The sequence below is a fragment of the Aquincola agrisoli genome, assembly GCF_036621135.1.
GTDB classification, from domain to species: Bacteria; Pseudomonadota; Gammaproteobacteria; order Burkholderiales; family Burkholderiaceae_C; genus Aquincola; species Aquincola agrisoli.
Genome location: NZ_JAZIBG010000041.1, coordinates 24,894 through 44,479 on the forward strand (window position 1 = coordinate 24,894; position 19,586 = coordinate 44,479).

17 protein-coding genes are annotated in these 19,586 nt (G+C 71.9%); 9 read left to right on the forward strand and 8 right to left on the reverse strand.

Annotated elements, in window-relative coordinates; translation table 11 throughout:
* Nucleotides 1-2: 2 nt before the first annotated feature.
* The 3 genes from V4F39_RS20600 to trkA all read right to left on the reverse strand — a co-directional run bounded on the left by V4F39_RS20600 (nucleotide 3) and on the right by trkA (nucleotide 4,272).
* Nucleotides 3-1,187 (reverse strand): methyl-accepting chemotaxis protein, encoded by a 1,185-nt coding sequence (locus V4F39_RS20600; protein WP_332291789.1) that lies wholly within the window; start codon nucleotides 1,185-1,187, stop codon nucleotides 3-5.
* A gap of 164 nt (nucleotides 1,188-1,351) precedes the next feature.
* Complete coding sequence (locus tag V4F39_RS20605) at nucleotides 1,352-2,746, reverse strand: TrkH family potassium uptake protein (RefSeq protein WP_332291840.1); 1,395 nt, start codon at nucleotides 2,744-2,746, stop codon at nucleotides 1,352-1,354.
* 113 nt (nucleotides 2,747-2,859) lie between these two features.
* Nucleotides 2,860-4,272: a Trk system potassium transporter TrkA gene (trkA, locus tag V4F39_RS20610; RefSeq protein WP_332291790.1), complete on the reverse strand. Its 1,413-nt coding sequence runs from the start codon at nucleotides 4,270-4,272 to the stop codon at nucleotides 2,860-2,862.
* A gap of 43 nt (nucleotides 4,273-4,315) precedes the next feature.
* Here trkA and V4F39_RS20615 point away from each other — a divergent pair, with 43 nt between their 5' ends.
* The 4 genes from V4F39_RS20615 to V4F39_RS20630 all read left to right on the forward strand — a co-directional run bounded on the left by V4F39_RS20615 (nucleotide 4,316) and on the right by V4F39_RS20630 (nucleotide 6,757).
* Entirely contained in the window at nucleotides 4,316-5,518 is a 1,203-nt protein-coding gene (locus V4F39_RS20615; RefSeq protein WP_332291791.1) for a BaiN/RdsA family NAD(P)/FAD-dependent oxidoreductase, read from the forward strand.
* A 138-nt stretch (nucleotides 5,519-5,656) separates the two neighbouring features.
* Nucleotides 5,657-5,869: a 30S ribosomal protein S21 gene (rpsU, locus tag V4F39_RS20620; protein WP_046115624.1), complete on the forward strand. Its 213-nt coding sequence runs from the start codon at nucleotides 5,657-5,659 to the stop codon at nucleotides 5,867-5,869.
* 86 nt (nucleotides 5,870-5,955) lie between these two features.
* Nucleotides 5,956-6,402, forward strand: a complete 447-nt coding sequence (locus V4F39_RS20625) for a GatB/YqeY domain-containing protein (protein ID WP_332291794.1) — start codon at nucleotides 5,956-5,958, stop codon at nucleotides 6,400-6,402.
* A gap of 10 nt (nucleotides 6,403-6,412) precedes the next feature.
* Complete coding sequence (locus tag V4F39_RS20630; RefSeq protein ID WP_332291795.1) at nucleotides 6,413-6,757, forward strand: protein tyrosine phosphatase family protein; 345 nt, start codon at nucleotides 6,413-6,415, stop codon at nucleotides 6,755-6,757.
* Nucleotides 6,758-6,798: 41 nt separating this feature from the next.
* On the opposite strand, the gene pmbA is transcribed toward V4F39_RS20630, so the two are convergent.
* Nucleotides 6,799-8,181: a metalloprotease PmbA gene (gene pmbA / locus V4F39_RS20635; protein WP_332291796.1), complete on the reverse strand. Its 1,383-nt coding sequence runs from the start codon at nucleotides 8,179-8,181 to the stop codon at nucleotides 6,799-6,801.
* Nucleotides 8,182-8,239: 58 nt separating this feature from the next.
* Here pmbA and yjgA point away from each other — a divergent pair, with 58 nt between their 5' ends.
* From yjgA to V4F39_RS20650, 3 genes are all read left to right on the forward strand, one after another.
* The gene (gene yjgA / locus V4F39_RS20640; protein ID WP_332291798.1) at nucleotides 8,240-8,767 is read left to right on the forward strand and encodes a ribosome biogenesis factor YjgA; all 528 of its coding nucleotides are present in this window, start codon (nucleotides 8,240-8,242) and stop codon (nucleotides 8,765-8,767) included.
* A gap of 61 nt (nucleotides 8,768-8,828) precedes the next feature.
* Nucleotides 8,829-9,425: a molybdopterin adenylyltransferase gene (mog, locus tag V4F39_RS20645; protein ID WP_332291799.1), complete on the forward strand. Its 597-nt coding sequence runs from the start codon at nucleotides 8,829-8,831 to the stop codon at nucleotides 9,423-9,425.
* Nucleotides 9,422-11,047, forward strand: a complete 1,626-nt coding sequence (locus V4F39_RS20650) for a FecR family protein (protein WP_332291800.1) — start codon at nucleotides 9,422-9,424, stop codon at nucleotides 11,045-11,047. The genes mog and V4F39_RS20650 overlap by 4 nt, the downstream gene beginning before the upstream one ends.
* 36 nt (nucleotides 11,048-11,083) lie before the next feature.
* On the opposite strand, the gene cysE is transcribed toward V4F39_RS20650, so the two are convergent.
* Complete coding sequence (cysE, locus tag V4F39_RS20655) at nucleotides 11,084-11,863, reverse strand: serine O-acetyltransferase (protein WP_332291802.1); 780 nt, start codon at nucleotides 11,861-11,863, stop codon at nucleotides 11,084-11,086.
* A gap of 48 nt (nucleotides 11,864-11,911) precedes the next feature.
* Nucleotides 11,912-12,643: an RNA methyltransferase gene (locus V4F39_RS20660; RefSeq protein ID WP_332291803.1), complete on the reverse strand. Its 732-nt coding sequence runs from the start codon at nucleotides 12,641-12,643 to the stop codon at nucleotides 11,912-11,914.
* A gap of 137 nt (nucleotides 12,644-12,780) precedes the next feature.
* Here V4F39_RS20660 and V4F39_RS20665 point away from each other — a divergent pair, with 137 nt between their 5' ends.
* Both V4F39_RS20665 and V4F39_RS20670 read left to right on the forward strand, forming a co-directional pair.
* Complete coding sequence (locus tag V4F39_RS20665; RefSeq protein WP_332291804.1) at nucleotides 12,781-13,743, forward strand: inositol monophosphatase family protein; 963 nt, start codon at nucleotides 12,781-12,783, stop codon at nucleotides 13,741-13,743.
* A gap of 174 nt (nucleotides 13,744-13,917) precedes the next feature.
* Entirely contained in the window at nucleotides 13,918-15,558 is a 1,641-nt protein-coding gene (locus V4F39_RS20670) for a GGDEF domain-containing protein (RefSeq protein ID WP_332291805.1), read from the forward strand.
* A 19-nt stretch (nucleotides 15,559-15,577) separates the two neighbouring features.
* Here V4F39_RS20670 and V4F39_RS20675 read toward each other — a convergent pair whose 3' ends face one another.
* Nucleotides 15,578-18,238: a putative bifunctional diguanylate cyclase/phosphodiesterase gene (locus tag V4F39_RS20675; protein ID WP_332291806.1), complete on the reverse strand. Its 2,661-nt coding sequence runs from the start codon at nucleotides 18,236-18,238 to the stop codon at nucleotides 15,578-15,580.
* Nucleotides 18,239-18,248: 10 nt separating this feature from the next.
* A complete protein-coding gene (locus V4F39_RS20680) occupies nucleotides 18,249-19,481 on the reverse strand; it encodes an FIST signal transduction protein (RefSeq protein ID WP_332291807.1) in 1,233 nt (410 codons plus the stop codon).
* Between the last annotated feature and the right edge of the window lie 105 nt (nucleotides 19,482-19,586).

Genomic DNA, 19,586 nt, shown 5'->3' on the forward strand with positions numbered 1-19,586 from the left:
GCTCAGAAGAAGGTGATCTCGGATTCGGTGGCCTGGGCGGTCGCCTGGCCCTGGGCCTGGTGCACGTGGTGCTCGTCGGCCATCGCGTAGGTGCTCTGCAGCTCGGCCAGCAGCGCGGCGGCCGAGACGGGCGCGAGCACGCGGGTGTCGGTGAACTGCCGGCGGTTCTCCGCCAGCGTGTCGGGCAGGCGGCTGATGTTCTGCTTGACGTGGCTGAGGATCTGGCCCACGCGGTCCTGGAACTGCAGCTGCACCAGCGCGCCAGAGATCTCCCCCTGGATGCCGATGCTCTCGCTCTTGAGCACCTCGGTGGAATGCAGCAGGCCGTCGGTCACCGCGCGCAGGTCGTGCAGCACGCGGGCGATCACATCGCGCGCGCCGTGCATCGAGGCCTCGTCGGCACTGCTGGACGCACGCGACGCCTCGCTGGCGGCGACGATGGCCTCGCTGACCAGCCGCACCTTGTCGGCGATGCGCTTGCCGGTGTCGCCGGACATGGAGGACAGCTTGCGCACCTCCTGCGCCAGCACGCCGAAGCCGCGGCCCGCGTCGCCCGCGCGCGCCGCCTCGATGGCGGCGTTGACGGCGAGCAGGTTGGTCTGCGCGGCGATGGCGGCCACGTCGGTCGCCATCTGCTGCAGCTCCTGGATGAACTGGCTCAGCTGCTGCACGCGCTCGACCAGCTCGGCTTTGCCCTGGTTGGCGGCCTCCAGCGAGGTCACCACCGACGAGAGCTGCTCCTCGCTGCGGTTGAAGACGGCCAGCAGGCCGGCTTCGCCGCTGGTGCCGGCCGAGGTGTCGGACACCTTCACCGCGCGGTCGAGCTTGTCGACGATGCCGGCGAACTGGCCGGTCAGCGCCGACACGGCGTTTTCCATCTGGTGGCGCGAGTTCTCGATGTGGCCCGTCCACACCGGCGCCAGGTCTTCACCCAGCTGCTGGTGGCTCTGGACGTAGGCGTCGAGCGCCTGCGTCTCGCGGCCGACGGCGCGGCGCACCGCCAGGGCCGCCGCGACGCTGGCGGCGGCGAGCAGGCCGGCGGCGGCGCCGCTCGTCCAGCCCAGCGGGGCCAGGGCCAGGAGGGCCAGGGCCCCTGCCGCGCCGGGCGCGGCGGCTGCCAGCATCACGAAGCGCTGGCTGGCGCGGGCGGCCGTCGAGGCCGCTCCCTGCGCATTGGTTACATCCATACTGCAATACCCCGGTGATGCACGGCCTGGTGGCCGCGCGCCCAATCGACGTGTGTTTCGGTAGCCGCCCGGAGAGCCGGCTGCCGAGGCTTGTGCAGGGATGTATCGGAGCGCTGTGCGCGAACTTGACGTTTTGTGATTGCAAAAATTGCCCGATCTTCGGGCTACTTTCGCCAGAACTGCGGGGTGAACAGCACCATCACGGTCAGCAGCTCCAGCCGGCCCAGCAGCATGCCGAAGGTGCAGATCCAGGTCTGGTAGTCCGTCAGGCCCTGGAAGTTGACCGACGGCCCCACCTCGCCCAGGCCCGGGCCGATGTTGTTGACGCAGGCAACGATCGCCGAGAAGGCGGTGACGAGATCGAGCCCCGACAGCAGCAGCAGCAGCGTCAGCCCGATCAGCGAGCCGCCGTAGATCAGCATGTAGGCCAGCACCGCGGCCAGCACGGTCTGCGGCACCACCTGGCCGTTGAGCAGCACGGGGTTGACGACGCGCGGGTGCACGATGCGCACCAGTTCGTGCTGCGCCTGCTTCAGCAGCAGGATCATGCGGACCATCTTGATGCCGCCGCCGGTGGAGCCGGCGCAGCTCGCGAAGCAGCCGAGCATGAACATCAGCACCGGGGCGAACAGCGGCCACTGCTCGTAGTCGGCCGACACGAAGCCGGTGGTGGTGGCCAGCGAGACGACGTGGAACGAGACGTGGCGCAGCATCTGCCACGGATCGGAGAAGGTGCGGTTGACCGACAGGTACACCGCGATCACGGCGATGGTCGCGGCGATCCAGCCGAGGTACCAGCGCGCCTCGGTGCAGGTGAGCAGCGGGCGCAGCGAGCGCGTGCGCCAGACGACGAAGTAACGCGCGAAGTTGATGCCGGCCAGCAGCATGAAGACCATCGCGACGGTGTCGAGCAGCGGGGAGTTCCAGTGGCCGAAGCCGTTGTCGTAGCTGGAAAAGCCGCCGAGCCCCACCGTGGCGCAGCTGTGCATGAATGCATCGGCCCAGCTCATGCCCGCGGCGCGGTAGGCCAGCATGCAGGCCGCCGACAGCACGAAGTAGACGACCCACAGCCCGCGCGCCGTCTCGGCGATGCGCGGCGTGAGCTTGGCCTCCTTCATCGGCCCCGGCGTCTCGGCCTTGAAGAGCTGCGAGCCGCCCACGCCCAGCAGCGGCAGCACGGCCACCACCAGCACGATGATGCCCAGCCCCCCGACCATCTGCAGGAAGCAGCGCCACACGTTGATCGACAGCGGCAGCATCTCGAGCTGCGTGAACACCGTTGCGCCGGTGGCGGTGAAGGCCGACATCGCCTCGAAGTAGGCATCGGTGAAGCTCAGGCCCGGGAGGTAGAGCATCAGCGGCAGCGTCGCGAAGGCGGGCAGCACCGTCCACACCAGCGTGACGAGCAGGAAGCCGTCGCGCGGCTGCAGCTCGCGCTTGAAGCGCCGCCCGCCCGCCCAGAGCACCAGGCCGCTGGCCGCGGTGACGAGGATGGCGTCGTCGTAGGCGAAGCGCGCCTCGTCCATGCCGCCCCATGCGAAGGCCAGCGGCACCAGCATGGTCAGCGCGAAGACGAGCACGATGAAGCCGATGATGGGCACCAGCGGCAGCACGCTGACGCCCCACGCGGTGGCGCGCCTCGAACGGCGCCGGGAGGTTCGCGGACGCATCGTCAGAAGAAGGTGACGCCGACCTGGAACAGGCGCTCGACGTCCCGCACCATGCGCTTGTGCGGCAGGAAGACGATCACGTGGTCGTCGGTCTCGATCACGGTGTCGTGGTGCGCCATCAGCACCTGGGGCGCGCCGGGCTTCCCGTCGCCCTCCCCGTGCAGGCCGCGCACCAGGGCGCCGATCTGCGCGCCCTTCGGCAGCGCGATCTGCTCGACGCAGCGGCCGACCACCTTGGAGCTGCGCTCGTCGCCGCGGGCGACGATCTCCAGCGCCTCGGCCGCGCCGCGGCGCAGGCTGTGCACCGCCTCCACGTCGCCGCGGCGGATGTGGGTGAGCAGCTCGCCGATCACCGCGTGCGCCGGCGAAATCGCGATGTCGATCTGCGTGCCCTGCACCAGGTCGGCGTAGGAGCGGCGGTTGATCAGCGCGAGCACGCGCCGCGCGCCCAGCCGCTTGGCGAGCAGGCAGGCCATGATGTTGTCCTCGTCGTCGCTGGTGAGCGCCGCGAAGAGGTCCATCTCGCGGACGTTCTCGTCCTCCATCAGGTCCTCGTCGGTGGAATCGGCGTGCAGCACCAGCGTGCGGCCGGAGAGCTGGGTCGCGAGGTAGTCGCAGCGCTGGCGGTTGAACTCGATGAGCTTGATGTCGTAGCCGGCCTCCAGCTCGCGCGCCAGGCGCAGGCCCACGCGGCCGCCGCCGGCGATCATCACGCGGCGGGCGGGCTTGTCCATCTGGCGCAGCGCGCCCAGCACGTGGCGCACGTGCTGCGTGGCGGCGAGCACGAAGACCTCGTCGCCCGCCGCGATGCGCGTGCTGCCCTCCAGCGGCACCGATTCGTTGCCGCGGTAGATGGCGACGATGCGCATGTCGGCATCGGGCACCAGCTGCGGCAGCTCGGCCAGGCTGTGCTGCACCATCGGCCCGCCGCGCACGGCGCGCACGGTGATCAGGCTGACCAGGCCGCCGACGAACTCCAGCACCTGCAGCGCCTCGGGGAAGTCGACCAGCTTGCGGATGTAGCTGGTGACCGAGGCCTCGGGGCAGATCACCTCGTCGACCGCGAAGCCCGAGTCCTTGGACAGCAGCGCGGAGCCGCCCTCGAACTCCGGCGAGCGCAGCCGGGCGATCGTGGTGGGCACGTTGAACACGTCGTGCGCCACCTTGCAGACGACGAGGTTGGTCTCGTCGGCGGCGGCACAGGCGATCAGCATGTCGCAGTCGTCGGCGCCCGCCTCGCGCAGCACCGAGGGCTGGATGCCGTTGCCGGCGACGCCGCGCAGGTCGAGCCGGTCCTGCAGGGCGGCCAGGCGGCGCGGATCGGTATCGACCACCGTGATGTCGTTGCGCTCCGAGACCAGGCTTTCGGCCACGCTCTCCCCCACGCGGCCGGCACCGATGATCAGGATGTTCATGGCGGGGCAGTGTAGAGGGGGCGCCCCCCTATGATGCCGCCCCATGTTGCGATATGACGCCATCCTGATCGGCGCGGGCGCGGCCGGCCTGCACTGCGCCGCCATGGCCGGCCAGGCCGGTGCCCGCGTGCTGCTGATCGACCACGCCCCGAAGCTCGCCGAGAAGATCCGCATCTCCGGCGGCGGCCGCTGCAACTTCACCAACCGCGACGCGACACCGGCGCAGTTCCTCTCGGAGAACCCGCACTTCTGCCGCTCGGCGCTGGCCCGCTACACGCCGCAGGACTTCATCGCGCTGCTGCAGCGCCACGGCATCGGCTTCCACGAGAAGCACCGCGGCCAGCTGTTCTGCGACGAGGGCAGCGAACGCATCATCGAGATGCTGCTGGCCGAGTGCGAGGCCGGCGGCGTGGAGCGCTGGCAGCCCTGCGCGGTGCGCGGCGTGCGCCGCGGCGAAGGCGGCTTCGAGGTCGAGACCGACCGGGGCCCCGCCGCCGCGCCGCGGGTGGTGGTGGCCACGGGCGGGCTGTCGATCCCGAAGATCGGCGCGACGGACTTCGGCTACCGCCTCGCGCGGCAGTTCGGCCACCGCATCGTCGAGCCGCGGCCGGCGCTGGTGCCGCTGACCTTCGCGGCCGACACCTGGGCCCCGTTCGCCGCGCTGGCGGGGCTGTCGCTCGAGGTGCACATCGACGCGGGCAGCGGCAAGCGCCGCACGCGCTTCCTCGAGGACCTGCTGTTCACCCACCGCGGCCTGAGCGGGCCGGCGGTGCTGCAGATCTCCAGCTACTGGCGCCCCGGCGAACCCGTCACGATCGACCTCGCGCCCGGGCGCGACCTGGCCGCGCTGCTCAAGGCCGCCAAGACCCGGTCGAAGCGGCAGCTCGGCAACGAACTGGCGCAGCACCTGCCGCAGCGCCTGGCCGACACCTGGCTCGCCCGCCTGGGGCTCGACGCGACCCAGGCGATGCCACAGGTGCGCGACCGCGACCTCGACGCCCTCGGCGCCAGCCTGCAGGCCTGGCAGCTGCTGCCGGACGGCAGCGAGGGCTGGCGCAAGGCGGAGGTGACGGCCGGCGGCGTCGACACGCGCGAGCTGAACCAGCAGACGCTGGAGAGCCGGCTGCAGCCCGGGCTGCACTTCATCGGCGAGGTGGTGGACGTGACGGGCTGGCTCGGCGGCTACAACTTCCAGTGGGCCTGGGCCAGCGCCGCGGCCTGCGCGGCCGCGCTTGCGCCGATGTGACAAACGCCAATTTCACGCTATACTCGCCGTCTTTGCTGCAAACCCGCGCCTCGATCCGCCTGGTGTGCCGGAAAACCGGATTCCGGAACTCAAGCACCTCGTCGGGCACCGAGCGCACAAACCAGGATTCACCGTTACATGACCACGATTCGCGTCAAAGAGAACGAGCCGTTCGACGTTGCACTGCGCCGCTTCAAGCGCACCATCGAAAAGCTCGGCCTGCTGACCGAACTGCGCGCACGCGAGTTCTACGAAAAGCCCACCTCCGAACGCAAGCGCAAGAAGGCAGCCGCCGTCAAGCGTCACTTCAAGCGCGTTCGCAGCATGCAGCTGCCGAAGAAGCTCTACTGAGCTGCTCGCTGCAAGCCACAAGCCCGCGCGGGACGCCGCTGCGGGCTTTGTCGTTTCTGGGACACCCTCTTCAGGAAAGCACCGCCATGAGCCTCAAGGACCGCATCACCGAAGACATGAAGAGCGCGATGCGCGCGAAGGAAGCCGACCGGCTGTCCACCATCCGCATGCTGCTCGCGGCCATCAAGCAAAAGGAGGTCGACGAGCGCATCGTCGCCGACGACGCCCAGGTCGTCGCGCTGGTCGACAAGCTGATCAAGCAGCGCAAGGATTCGGTCGCCGCCTACCAGCAGGCGGCCCGTGCCGACCTGGCCGACAAGGAAAGCGCCGAGATCCTGGTGCTGCAGGCCTACCTGCCCGAACGCCTGACGGCCGAGGAAATCGCCGCCGAGGTGGGGTCGATCGTGGCCGAGCTGGGTGCCGCGGGCCCCGGCGACATGGGCAAGGTGATGGGCGCCGTGAAGGCCCGGCTGGCCGGCAAGGCCGACATGGGACTGGTGTCCGCGGCTGTCAAAGCCGCGCTGAGCAAGTAAGCTTGGCCCCATGACACTGCCCGCATCCCCCGTGGCGCCCGACGTCTGCGTCGCGCCCCAGCTCACGCCCGACGCGATGGCGCAGGCCGCCCAGGCCGGCTTCCGCAGCGTGGTGAACAACCGCCCCGACTTCGAGGGCGGTGCCGACCAGCCCACCAGCGCCGCCATCGAGGCTGCCGCGCGTGCCGCGGGGCTGGAGTACCGCTACCTGCCGGTCAACGGCGGCTACCAGTCGCCCGAGGAGATCGCGGCCTTCGCCGCGCTGCTGGCCGAGCTGCCGCGGCCCATCCTCGCGTTCTGCCGCAGCGGCGCCCGCAGCACCCGGCTCTTCCTGCAGGCCCAGGCCCTGGGCTGAGCGCGGCCGGCGGCAGGGCGCGCCACGCGCCCCGGCCGCCGTCAGCTGCCGGCGACCTTCATCTTCTCGATCAGGATGGAGCCGGTGGTCTTGCCACCCATCGTGTAGGCATCCGCCCCCACCGCCACGATCTGCCGCAGCATCTGCGGCAGGTGGCCGGCGATCGTCACCTCTTCCACCGGGTGCACGATCTTGCCCTTCTCGACCCAGAAGCCGGCCGCGCCGCGCGAGTAGTCGCCCGTCACGTAGTTGACGCCCTGGCCCATCAGCTCGATCACGAACAGGCCGCGGTGCAGCTTGCGCAGCATGGCGTCGAGGTCGTCCTTGGGACGGGTGAGCCGGCTGGTCAGCGTGAGGTTCTGCGATCCGCCGGCATGGCCGGTGGTGCGCATGCCCAGCTTGCGTGCCGAGTAGCTCGACAGGAAGTAGCCCTGCGCCACGCCGGCCTCCACCACCGTGCGCGCCCGGGTGCGCACGCCCTCGTCGTCGAAGGGGGCGCTGGCCTTGCCGCGCAGGATGAAGGGATCCTCGCGCACGTCGAGGTGGTCGGCCAGCACGGGCTTGCCCAGGCAGTCGACCAGGAAGCTGGCCTTGCGGTAGAGCGCACCGCCGCTGGTCGCCTGCACGTACGCGCCCAGCAGGCCGGCGGCCAGCGGCGACTCGAACAGCACCGGCACCTCGCAGGTGGGGATCTTGTGGGACTTGAGCCGCGACAGCGCACGTTCGGCGGCGTAGCGGCCCACGGCCTCGGGCGACGCCAGCTCGCCGGCCGAGCGCATCGAGGTGTACCACGCATCGCGCTGCATGCCGTCGCCGCGGCCGGCGATCGGCGCCACCGACAGCGAATGCCGCGAACTGGCATAGCCGCCGCGGAAGCCGCGCGAGTTGCCGGCGAAGAAGTGCGACTGCTGCGCCGACACGCCGGCGCCCTCGGAGTTGGTGATCCGGCGCCGGTCGGTGGCCAGCGCCGCGGCCTCGCAGCGGTGGGCGAGCTCGGCGGCCGCCTCGGCGTCGACATCCCACGGGTGGAAGAGATCGAGGTCGCGCGACGCCTCCTGCGCGGTGGCGAGGTCGGCTTCGTCGGGCAGGCCGGCCGCCGGGTCCTCCGCCGTGAAGCGCGCGATGTCGTAGGCCGCACGCACCGTGCGCTCGATCGCGGCCTGGGAGAAATCGGAGGTGCTGGCGTTGCCGCGCCGGCGGCCGAGGTACACCGCCACGCCCAGCGACTTGTCGCGGTTGCGCTCGACGTTCTCGAGCTCGCCCTTGCGCACCGACACCGACAGGCCCGTGCCCTCCGAGGCTTCCGCGCCCGCGTCGCTGGCGCCCAGCTTGCGCGCCATCGCCAAAGCATCCTCCACGCATTGCTGGAACTGTTCTCGCGTGTAGGCAAAGCCCTTGGCGGTGGTGGCGCGGTGATCGGACATGAGGTGTGTGGAGGATGGGTGGTCGCAAATTATCATAGAGGCCGCTTCCTGCCTGCCCATGCCACCGAACACGACCGACCTTTCCGACGCCGACGAGCGCCCCAGCAAGACGCTGCTCAAGAAGCAGGCGCACGAGCTGCAACGACTGGGTGAGGCCCTGGCGGCGCTGCCCGACGACCGCCTGGCCGGCGTGCCGATGCCGGAGGCCCTGCTGGAGGCCCTGCGCGAGACCCGCCGCATCCGGTCGCATGAAGGCCGGCGGCGCCACCTGCAGTACGTCGGCAAGCTGATGCGCCGGACCGACACCGAGCCGCTGCGCGAGGCCGTGGCGGCGGCCCAGCTCGGCAGCGCCCAGAGCACGCTGGAGCTGCACCGGCTGGAGCAGTGGCGCCTCGAGCTGGTCAACGACGACGAGGCGCTGACGCGCTGGATGGCCGAGTCGCCGGGCACCGACCTGCAGCACCTGCGCAGCCTGATCCGCGCTGCCCGCAAGGAGGCGGTGCTGCCGCCGGAGCAACGGCACGGCAAGGCCTGGCGCGAGCTTTTCCAGTTCGTCAAGACGCAGCGCTCCGCGCAGGACGACTGATCCGCCGCCGCCGGCGCTCGCGCAGCACGGCGAATCCCATGCCTTTGAGGAGCACCCTGCGATGACCTCGTTCGACAGCATCAAGATCGGCCTCGTCTCGGTGAGCGACCGCGCCTCGGCCGGCGTCTACGAAGACAAGGGCATTCCTGCCCTGCGCGACTGGCTGGGCCGCGCGCTGCGCAACCCGATCGACTGGGAAACGCGGCTGGTGCCCGACGAAGAGGCCGCCGTCAGCGCCGCGCTGCGCGAGCTGGTCGACGACCGCGGCTGCCACCTGGTGCTGACGACCGGCGGCACCGGCCCCGCGCCGCGCGACCTCACGCCCGAGGCCACGCTGGCCGTCGCGGACAGGGTGATGCCGGGCTTCGGCGAGCAGATGCGCCAGATCAGCCTGCGCTTCGTGCCCACCGCGATCCTGTCGCGCCAGGTCGCCGTCATCCGCAAGCAGGCGTTGATCATCAACCTGCCCGGGCAGCCCAAGTCCATCGCCGAGACGCTCGAAGGGCTGCCGCAGGCCGAGCCACCGATGCCGGGCATCTTCGCCGCGGTGCCCTACTGCGTCGACCTGATCGGCGGTCCGTACATCGAGACCGATCCGGCCGTGTGCCGCGCGTTCCGCCCGAAGTCGGCCCTGCGCCAGGCAGGCACCGCCGCATGAGGCGCGCCCTGCCGATCCTGGCGCTGGCGCTGCTGCCGCTGGCAGCCGCGGCCGCCGAAGCGACGCTGCCGATCGAGGTGCGCGAGGGCGACACGCTGTGGCGCCTGTCGAACGAGGTGTTTGCCGGCCCCGCGGCCTGGCGCGAGGTGGCCCGGCTGAACCGCCTGCCCGACGGCAACCGCATCTACCCCGGCCAGGTGCTGAACGTGCCGCAGCGGCTGCTGCGCACCGATCCGGTGGCGGCCCGGCTCGTGGGCGTCGAGGGCGATGTCCGCGTCGACGGCCGCCCCGCCTCGGCCGGCACCATCCTGGGCGCCGGCCAGGCGCTGACCACGGCGGGCAACGCCTCCGCCGTCGTCGAACTGGACGACGGCTCCCGCGTGCGGGTGCAGCCGGCCAGCGAGGCAGGGCTCGCGCAGAGCGCCCGCGTGGGGGCCCGCCCCGACGACGACGGCTTCTTCGCCGGCACCATGCGCCTGGTGCGCGGGTCGCTCGAAGTGCTGGCCGCCCGGCTGCTGCGCGCCAAGCCGCTCGAAGTGCAATCGCCGACCGCCGTGATCGGCGTGCGCGGCACCGAGTACCGCGTGCACCACGGCGACGACCTCGGCACCCGCACCGAGGTGCTCGAAGGCCTCGTGCGCGCCGATCCGGCCGGCCGGCCGGAGGCCGGCGTCGACGTCGCCATGCACTACGGCGCCGCCGTGGGCGGCCCCGCAGCGGCCGCGGTGCTGCGGCCGCTGCCGCCCGGCCCGGCGCTGGGCGAGCTGCCCGGCACCTTCGAGCGCCCTGTCGTGCGCTTCGCGGTGCCCGGCGAGGCGACGGCGCTGCGCGTGCAGGTGGCGCACGACGAGCGCTTCGAGCGCATCGTCAGCGACGAACGCCTGCCCGCCGGCGCCGAGGTCCGCATCGCCGGGCTGCCCGACGGCGACTGGTCGCTGCGTGTGCGGCGTGTCGACGCGTCGGGCATCGAAGGGCTCGACAGCACGCACCGCTTCACACTGGCCGCCCGGCCCGAGCCGCCCGCCCCCTCGGCACCCCGCGCAGGCGGCCAGGTCGGCGCAGGCACCGTGTGGTTCACCTGGGCGGAATCGCTCGAGGCGCAGCACTACCACCTGCAGGTGGCCCGCGACGCGGCCTTCACCCAGCTCGTCTTTGCCGATCCGCAGATCGTCGGGCCCCGCATCGCCGTCCACCTGCCCCAGGCCGGCAACTACCACTGGCGCATCGCCAGCGTACGGCCGCCCCAGGGCGAGCGCCGCACGCAGGGCCCGTGGAGCGACCCGCAGGCATTGACGGTGCGCGCGGCCCCGCCGGCCGCGGGCGGCGGGCTGTCGTCGGACGGGCGGCAGCTCGACCTGCGCTGGACCGGCCGCCCCGAGGACCGGCAGCAGGTCGAACTCGCGCGCGACGAGGGCTTCACGCAGGGCGTCGTGCGGGCGGAGCTGGATGCGCCGAACTGGACGCTGCCGCGTCCCGAGCAGCCCGGCACCTACTATTTCCGCTACCGCAGCGTCGAGCCCGACGGCTTCGTCACGCCATTCAGCGGCACCTTGAAGCTGGAGATCGAGCGCGACTGGCGAGGCCTGTGGCTGCTGGGCGTGCCGCTGCTGTTCGTGCTGTAGGCGCAGCGGAAGGGCCCGGCGGCGCCGGGCCCCGGGTCACTTGACGAGCCGGTTGAGGCCGTCGGCGTCGAAACGCTCGGTGGTCTGGGCGTCCTGCGGCACGCAGTCGGCGCCGGGCAGCTCGCGCGAACGCGAAGACAGCTTCTCGATCGCCTGCCACAGCAGCGCGATCTGGTGCTCGTGGCCCGAAGCGTTGTCGATCAGCCCCTTCATCGCCTGCGCCACCGGATCGTCGCCCTGCGTCACGCCGTAGGCCGAGAACCCCATGCGCGCGGCCGCCGCCTCGCGCGCGGCCTCGGCGTCGGCCTGGATCACGCGCGCCGGGTTGCCCACCGCGGTGGCACCCGGCGGCACCGGCTTGACCACCACCGCGCCCGAGCCGATGCGGGCCCCGTCGCCCACCGTGAACCCCCCGAGCACCTGAGAATTGGCGCCGACGATCACGCCCCGGCCCAGCGTCGGGTGCCGCTTGGCCCCGCGCGACAGCGAGGTGCCGCCGAGCGTGACGCCCTGGTAGATCGTGCATTCGTCGCCGATCTCCGCGGTCTCGCCGATCACCACGCCCATGCCGTGGTCGATGAACACCCGCCGGCCCACCGTGGCGCCGGGGTGGATCTCGATGCCCGTCAGGAAGCGGCCGATGTGCGACACGAAGCGCCCCAGCCACTTCAAGCCGTGGTGCCAGCACCAGTTCGCCCGCCGGTGCAGCACCAGCGCGTGCAGGCCGGGGTAACAGGTGAGCACCTCCCACGTCGAGCGCGCCGCGGGGTCGCGCTCGAGGATGCAGGCGATGTCTTCACGCAATCGGCTGAACATGGGCGTCGGATAGGTGGAAATCGAGCCAGTGTATGCGTGCGGCGAATATCAGCCGGCGGGAGGGACAAGCCGCGCCACGGTCTTGGCGATGCCCCGCAGGATGTGCACTTCGTCGGCGGTGAGGTCGAGCCGGTTGGCCGCCTGGTTCAGGCGCGGCATCAGCTTCTTGGGGGCCGCCGGATCCAGGTAGCCGATGGCCTCCAGCACCTCCCGCCAGTGCGACAGCAGCCCCTGCACGGCGGCGGCGTCGGCCGGCGCCGCCGCGGGCGCCCGGGGCACGACGCCGAAGCCGCCCAGCGCCTGCCGCCAGTCGTACGCGATCACCTGCACCGCCTGCGCGAGGTTCAGCGAGCCGTAGGCCGGGTCGGTCGGGATGCTCAGGCAGGCGTGGCAGCGGTAGACCACCTCGTTGGGCAGCCCGTAGCGCTCGCTGCCGAAGACGAAGCCGAGCCGCGCGCCGCGCGCGGCCAGCGCCGGAAGATGCGCCCGCGGTGCATGGGTCGGCGGGCCGAAATCGCGCGGCGTCATCGCGGTGGCGCAGAGGTGGTCGATGCCGTCGAGCGCCTCGTCGATCGAGGCCACGATGCGCGCGCGCACCAGGATGTCGGCCGCGCCGCTGGCCATCGCGACCGTTTCCTCCTGGCTCAGCACGTCGCCGAACCGGGGCTGCACCAGCACCAGGTCGGAGAAGCCCATGACCTTCATCGCCCGCGCGGCCGCGCCCACGTTGCCGGGATGGCTGGTGTTGACGAGGATGAAACGGGTCGGGTCGGTGGTCATCGGCAGGGGCACGCAGCTAAAATCGACGGGTTTTCCCGCAGCGGGGGCTGGATTGTCCGCGCTGCGCCGCTCTTTGCCCCCGCTGCCGCCCCCTTCGACGTCCCCACGTCTTCCGCCACGATTCCGATAGGTCGCCCATGTCGCAAACGCTCCACCCCATGCTCAACATCGCCATCAAGGCGGCACGCGCGGCGGGCAGCATCATCAACCGGGCCTCGCTCGACCTCGAACTGCTGAAGATCAACCACAAGGGTCCGAACGACTTCGTCACCGAGGTCGACCAGGCGGCGGAACAGGTCATCATCGACACGCTGCTGCAGGCCTATCCCGGCCACGGCATCCTGGCCGAGGAATCGGGCCGCTCGCAGGGCGCGAAGGACAGCGAGTTCGTCTGGATCATCGATCCGCTCGACGGCACCACCAACTTCATCCACGGCTTCCCGGTCTACGCGGTGTCCATCGCGCTGGCCCACCGCGGCGTGGTGCAGCAGGCCGTGGTCTACGACCCGAGCCGCAACGACCTGTTCTACGCCTCCAAGGGCCGCGGCGCCTTCCTGAACGACAAGCGCCTGCGCGTCTCGCGCCGCACCCGGCTGTCCGACGCGCTGATCGGCACCGGCTTCCCGTTCCGCCGCGGCGACAACTTCAAGCGCTACATCAAGATGTTCGAGGAGATCATGCAGAGCTGCGCGGGCGTGCGCCGCCCAGGCGCTGCCGCGCTCGACCTCTGCTACGTGGCCGCCGGCTACTACGACGGCTTCTTCGAGACCGGCCTGAACCCCTGGGACATCGCGGCCGGCTCGCTGATGATCACCGAGGCGGGCGGCCTGATCGGCAACTTCACCGGCGAGTCGGACTACCTCTACCAGCGCGAGGTCGTCGCCGGCAACGCCAAGGTCTATGCGCAGCTGGTGCAGATCCTGGCGCCCTACACCCGCGTGATCAAGGCCGACGAGGCCGCCGCCGAGGCCGCCTCGGCCGGCGCCGAGGCCACGCCGGAGCAGGCGCTGGCCGCCAGCCTGGGCCTCGACGCGGCGGCCGAGCCGGCGGCGCCCGCGGCCCCCAAGCGCGGCCCGGTCCGCATCCGCAAGCAGGACTGACGATCCTGCCGGCGGTCCGCCGGGAGGGCGGTGCCGCCGCCCGGCGGGTGGGCACGGGGCGAACGCCTACGCACGAATGGGCAAATCCCCCCCTGCGCCCGCCCAGGGAAGATGCCGATACGGGGGAAGTCGAAGTCCATCGCACGTCGTTCCGTGGCGATTCCCCTCCCGAGCATGCCCTCCGTACCGTCCGCGCGCCGCGCCGCGGCGCGGCTGCTCGCCCGCTTGCAGCGGCACGGCATGCTGCTGGTGATCCTGGCGCTGCTGACCTGGTCCTGGGCGGTGTCGCTCTGGTTCATCGCGGAACAGAAGCGGCACCTGCTGGCGGACCGCAGCGCCGAGCTGGCGCTGATGGCCGGCGCCGTCGCCGAGCAGTCGGCCGGCGTGCTGCGCACCATCGACAGCGACCTGCGCACGATCGACCTCTGGCTGCAGACGCACCCCACCGCCGACCCCTTGCGGGATCCGCGGCTGATGACGCTGGTCGACGAGATGCGCCGTGCATCGCGCGGCGCGATGGACCTGCGGCTGGTCGACGAAGCGGGCGGCCTCCACTACCTGCCCTCCCCCGACGGCCGGCCGCGGGCGAACGTCGCCGATCGCAGCTACGTCACGGCGCACACCCTCGGCCAGGGCCTGTCGGCCGACGGCCTGCACGTGGGCGCCCCCGTCACGAGCCGCGTCACGCAGCGCCGGGACGTGCCGGTGTCGCGGGCGCTGACCGCGCCCCCGCACCCCGCCGCGGACCACCTGCCCGGGCCGCGCATGGCCGTCGTCTTCGCCGCGGTCGACATCGAGCGCATGGCCGCCGAGCACGAGCGGATCCGCTTCAAGGACGGCGGCTCGATCGTGTTGATGCGCACCGACGGCATCCTGCTGTCGCGGGCCCCGCTGGTCCCGGCCTACCTCGGCCTGGACCTGTCCCACACGCCCCAGTTCAACGCGCACTACGGCCGGCAGGCTCGCGGCGCCTATGTATCGGACGGCGGGGCCACCGACGGCGTCGCCCGCCTCGTGAGCTACGAGCGCCTCGACGACTTCCCGGTCACGGTGCTGGTCACCCGCGGCCTGGACGAGATCTTCGGTGCCTACTACGCGCGCCTGCGCATCGTGCTGGTGCTCAGCGGGCTGCTGAGCCTGGTGGTGCTCGGCGTCACGGCCTTCCTGCTCCGCGCCCAAAGCTCGCGGCGCGCGATGGAGGCGGCGCAGCACCACCTGCGCCGCCTGGCCGCCACCGACGAACTGACCGGCGTCGTGAACCGCCGCGCCTTCATCGAGACGGCACGCGGCGAGCTGGACCGGGCGAAGCGCCGCGGCGCCACGGCCGCCGTGCTCGCGCTCGACATCGACCACTTCAAGCACATCAACGACCGGTACGGCCACTCCGGCGGCGACCTGGTGCTGCGGGTGTGCGCCTCGCGCTGGCAGGCGGCGCTGCGCGACCAGGACGTGCTGGGCCGCCTGGGCGGCGAGGAGTTCTGCGTGCTGCTGCCCGAGACCAGCGCGGCCAACGCCGCCACGGTGGCCGAGCGCCTGCGCCGCGCGACCGCCGCCACGCCCGTGCTGGGCACGGACCAGGGCGTCACCGTCAGCGTCGGGTGGGCCGTCGCGGACGTGGACGGGGAGGCCTGGGAGTCGGTGTACGAACGCGCCGACCAGGCGCTCTACACCGCGAAGGCGCAGGGCCGCAACTGCGTACGGCCGGAGGGTGTCCCGGCCCCCTCGACGCCCGCCGCCGCCTGCACCGCCGGGGCGCACGGCGTAGAGGCCGGCCCGGCCACCGGCACGACCGCCGAGCACGACCCCGTGCACTGACGGCCCGCCGGCGCGGTGCTCAGAGCCGGGAGCTGCTTTCCGTCACCCGCGCGCAGTCGGCGATCGGCAGGCCGCCCCGCCGCAGCATCTCGTCGATGAATTCCTCCGCCGGCACAGGCATGCCGTAGAAGTAGCCCTGGTAGCAGTTGCAGCCGCGTGCCTTCAGGAACTTGTGCTGCCCCAGCGTCTCGACGCCCTCGGCCACCACGATCAGCCCCAGGTGCCGGCTCACGGCCAGCATCGCCTCGATCAGCGCCGCGTCGTTCGAGTCCCGCAGTGCATCGCGCACGAAGCTGCGGTCGATCTTCAGCTCGTCGATCGGCAGGCGCTTGAGGTACGAGAGCGACGAATACCCGGTGCCGAAATCGTCGATCGAGATCTGCACGCCCAGCGACTTCAGCTCCTTCATCTTGACCACCGTGCCCTGGGTGTCGTCGATGATCAGCCCCTCGGTGATCTCCAGCACCAGCAGCGACGGCTCGACGCCGGTGGCCGCCAGCGCATTGCGCACCCCGTCGACGAAGTCCGCCTGCTGGAACTGCCGCGGGCTGACGTTGACCGACATCCGCATCACCCGCCCCGCGGCGACCAGGCGCGCCAGCAGCCGGCAGGCCTCCTGCATCACCCACTGGCCGATCGCCACGATGAGCCCGGTTTCCTCGGCGAGCGGGATGAAGGCCGCCGGCGAGATCAGGCCCCGGCTGGGATGGTCCCAGCGCAGCAGCGCCTCCGCGCCCACGATGTAGCCCAGCGAATCCACCTGCGGCTGCAGGAAGACGCGCAGGTGCTGCCGGTCCACCGCATGGCGCAGCTCGACCTCCAGGTCGAAGCGCGCGGCCACCGCCGCGTGCATCGAGGGCTCGAAGTAGCGCACGCAGTTGCGCCCGCTGGCCTTGGCCCGGTAGAGCGCGGTGTCGGCCTCGCGCAGGATGTCGTGCACGCTGATCGCGGTGCCGGTGAACAGCGTTACCCCGATGCTCGCGCCGATGACGAACTCGCCCTCCGGCAGGCGGAACGGCTCGCTGAGCGCCTGCCGCACCTTCTCGGCCACCATGTGCGCGAACTGCGGCGCCTCGGCGCCCGAGCGGGTGAGGTTGACCAGCAGGATCACGAACTCGTCGCCGCCGAAGCGCGACACCGTGTCCTCCGCACGCAGCAGCGGCAGCAGCCGCGCGGCGGCCTCCTGCAGCAGGTGGTCGCCGGCCTCGTGCCCCCGTGCATCGTTGATGTGCTTGAAGTGGTCGAGGTCGACGAACAGCACCGCCCCGTGGTAGCCGCCCCGCTGCGCCGAGGCCTGCGCGTTGGCCAGCCGGTCGAGGAACAGCCGCCGGTTAGGCAGGTCGGTCAGCGGGTCGAAGAACGCCAGGCGGTGGATCGACGCCTCGTTGATCTTGCGCTCGGTGATGTCGACGCAGGTGCCGGCGGCCCGGCGCGGGTGGCCGTTGGCATCCCAATCGAAGCCCTTGCCGCGGTCGAGCACCCAGATCCAGTCGCCGGACTGGTGGCGCATGCGGTACTCCATCTCGATCTTCAGGCGGCGGCCGCTGCGCGTCTCGTCGCCGATGCGCATGACGGTCTGCCGGTCCTCGGGATGGATGCGTTCGAGCCACTGGTCCTTGGTCATCGGCATCGGCCAGTCGCCGCCGCCCAGCATGCGCTGGTAGCGCTCGTCGACCACCACCTCGCCCGACAGCAGGTTGAAGTCGTACAGGCCGATCTCGGCGCCTTCCAGAGCCAGGTCCAGGCGCTCCTGGATGCGCTTGAGCGCATCGTCGGCCCGCTTGCGGTCGGAGATGTCGCGCACCACGGCCAGCAGGTGCCGGTGGCTGGACGCGACGCGCTTCAGGTGGATCTCGGTCCACAGCAGCCGGCCCGTCGCGGTGCGCACCCGGGCCTCGACGCGACGCGAGCGACCCGCGAGCGCCGCCCGCCACACGGGCCGCCACACCGCCGGGTCGGCCGGCACGAGCCACGCGTTGGCCGGCCGCGCGCCCAATTCCTCCAGCGTGCAGGAGAACAGCTCCAGCGCCGGCTGGTTGGCGTCGATCAGCGTGAGGTCGTCGCCCTTGAGCACGAGGATCGCGTCGAGCGCGCCCTCGAACAGCATGCGGTAGTTGGCCTCCGAGGCGCGCAGCGTGCGCTGCGCCTCCATGCTCGCCACCAGCCCGACATAGACCTTCAGCGCGGCCTCGACGATCGCCTGGTCCGCCGCCTCCAGCCGGTGCGCCCCGCCGCGCGGCAGCCGGTCGCCCAGCAGCAGCACCCAGGGGGAAGGCGGCGCCGACACGCACAGGCCGGCCGCCAGCCCGACGGCGCCCAGGAGGCCCTCGCCGCCTGCGGCGGCGCCGGCCGGCGGCGCGGGCAGCCGCAGCCCCGCCGACAGGCCGATCCCGTGCACCACCTCGCAGGCCTGCCCGCCCGGCAGCCGGCGCGCCAGCCCGGCCGCATCCACCTGCAGGCGGTCGACGATCGCCATCAGCAGGACCTCTTCGAGCGTGCCGCCCGAGGCCTCGCTGTCGTGCGCATAGCCGTACAGCTGCTGGACGATGAGCGCGAGCGAGCGGCTGCGGTGCGCATCGCGCCGCGCCTGCGTGACTTCGCCCTGCAGGCGCAAGACCCGGCCCCCCAGCTCGTCGCACTGATGCCGGTAGAAGTCGAGCTCCCGGGCCGGGTCACGCATCGCGGCGCTGCTAGGGGCGGTGGGTGAACACGACCAGCACGCCCGTCCAGTCCAGCGGGCGTGCGCGGCCCAGGAAGGGTGCGATCTCCACGCCGGAATAGAAGCCGAGGAACGGGCACAGGGCGCCCACCTGCTGGCGTACCGGGGCGGCTTCGTCCTCCTCCATGCCGCTGAAGGCCATCGAGCGGCCGGCGCAGTCGATGTACAGCCCGAAGGCCGGCGCCTGCGGCGGCAGGCCGGCCAGCAGGCCACGCGTCTGCTCCTGGGCGGACTCGATCATCCGCCACGGTTCGTACGACATCAGCTGCACCCGCGAGCCGGCGTGGAAGTCGGCCTCGAACAGCACCAGCGCCTCGTCGGCAGGGTCCACCGCGATCACCAGCCGGTTGACATACTGGCTCTCGTTGAACGGGGCGTACGGGTCGCTGTGCTTCTCGCCCAGCGTCAGCGAGGGCAGCGGCTGGCGCGCGATCAGCTCGCTGCGCGGGATGCCCAGCCGCTCCTCGACCACCGACAGCGCCGGCCGGCCGTCGAGCTCGAGCACGCGCGGGCCTTCCAGGCGCGTGATCTCGAGGAAGTCGCTCGCCGGCGTGCAGCCGTGCATCACCGCCACGTGGCCCTGCAGCGCCCGGGGCAGCACGACCGCCACGGCAGTGTGCCGGCAGGCACGGCGGCCGTCGAACACGTAGCTGCCCGACAGGCCGAGGTCGGTCAGCGTGCCGGCGCCGATGACCTGTGGCGCACAGTCCCCCAGGCCCTCGTAGAGGCCGTCCAGCAGCCGGCTGCCCACGTGCAGCACCGGCGGCGGCGCGCTGTGCACGGAGTCGTAGAAGAGCAGCAGCGTGGTGTCGGGGCTCAGCTCCAGCGCCCGCAGCTCGGCGCCGAGCCGGCGCCCGGCCTCGGCTTCGTCGCGGTCCAGGCCGTCGACGCCGACGATGGCCTGCGGTGCCAGCGTGTCCGGGAACAGCATCACGCCGCATTCGTAGCCCGAGGTGCCCGCGGCCTCGCCGGAGATCACGCCCGCGCCGCAGCCGCCCACGACGGGCAGCGCGCCGAGTTCCTGCTGCAGGCCCTGGTGCAGCTCGGCGGCATCGTGCTGCCCGCCCGCGAAGACCAGCACCCAGCCCGGCCTGCGGTCCGCGCCGAGCTGCTCGCGCGCCTGCCGCGCGGCGCTGCGCGCGACCGTCTTCGCGTCCGCATGCCGCGCATAACCGACCCCCACCGACGCGGACTCCTCTTGCACAGACCGTTCCTCTCGAGACATCAAAAGCAGGGCGTGCAACGCACGATGACCAGGCGGCTCCCCATCGCGGGGAGTATCACGCTGGAAGCGTGCCCTCAAAGGCAT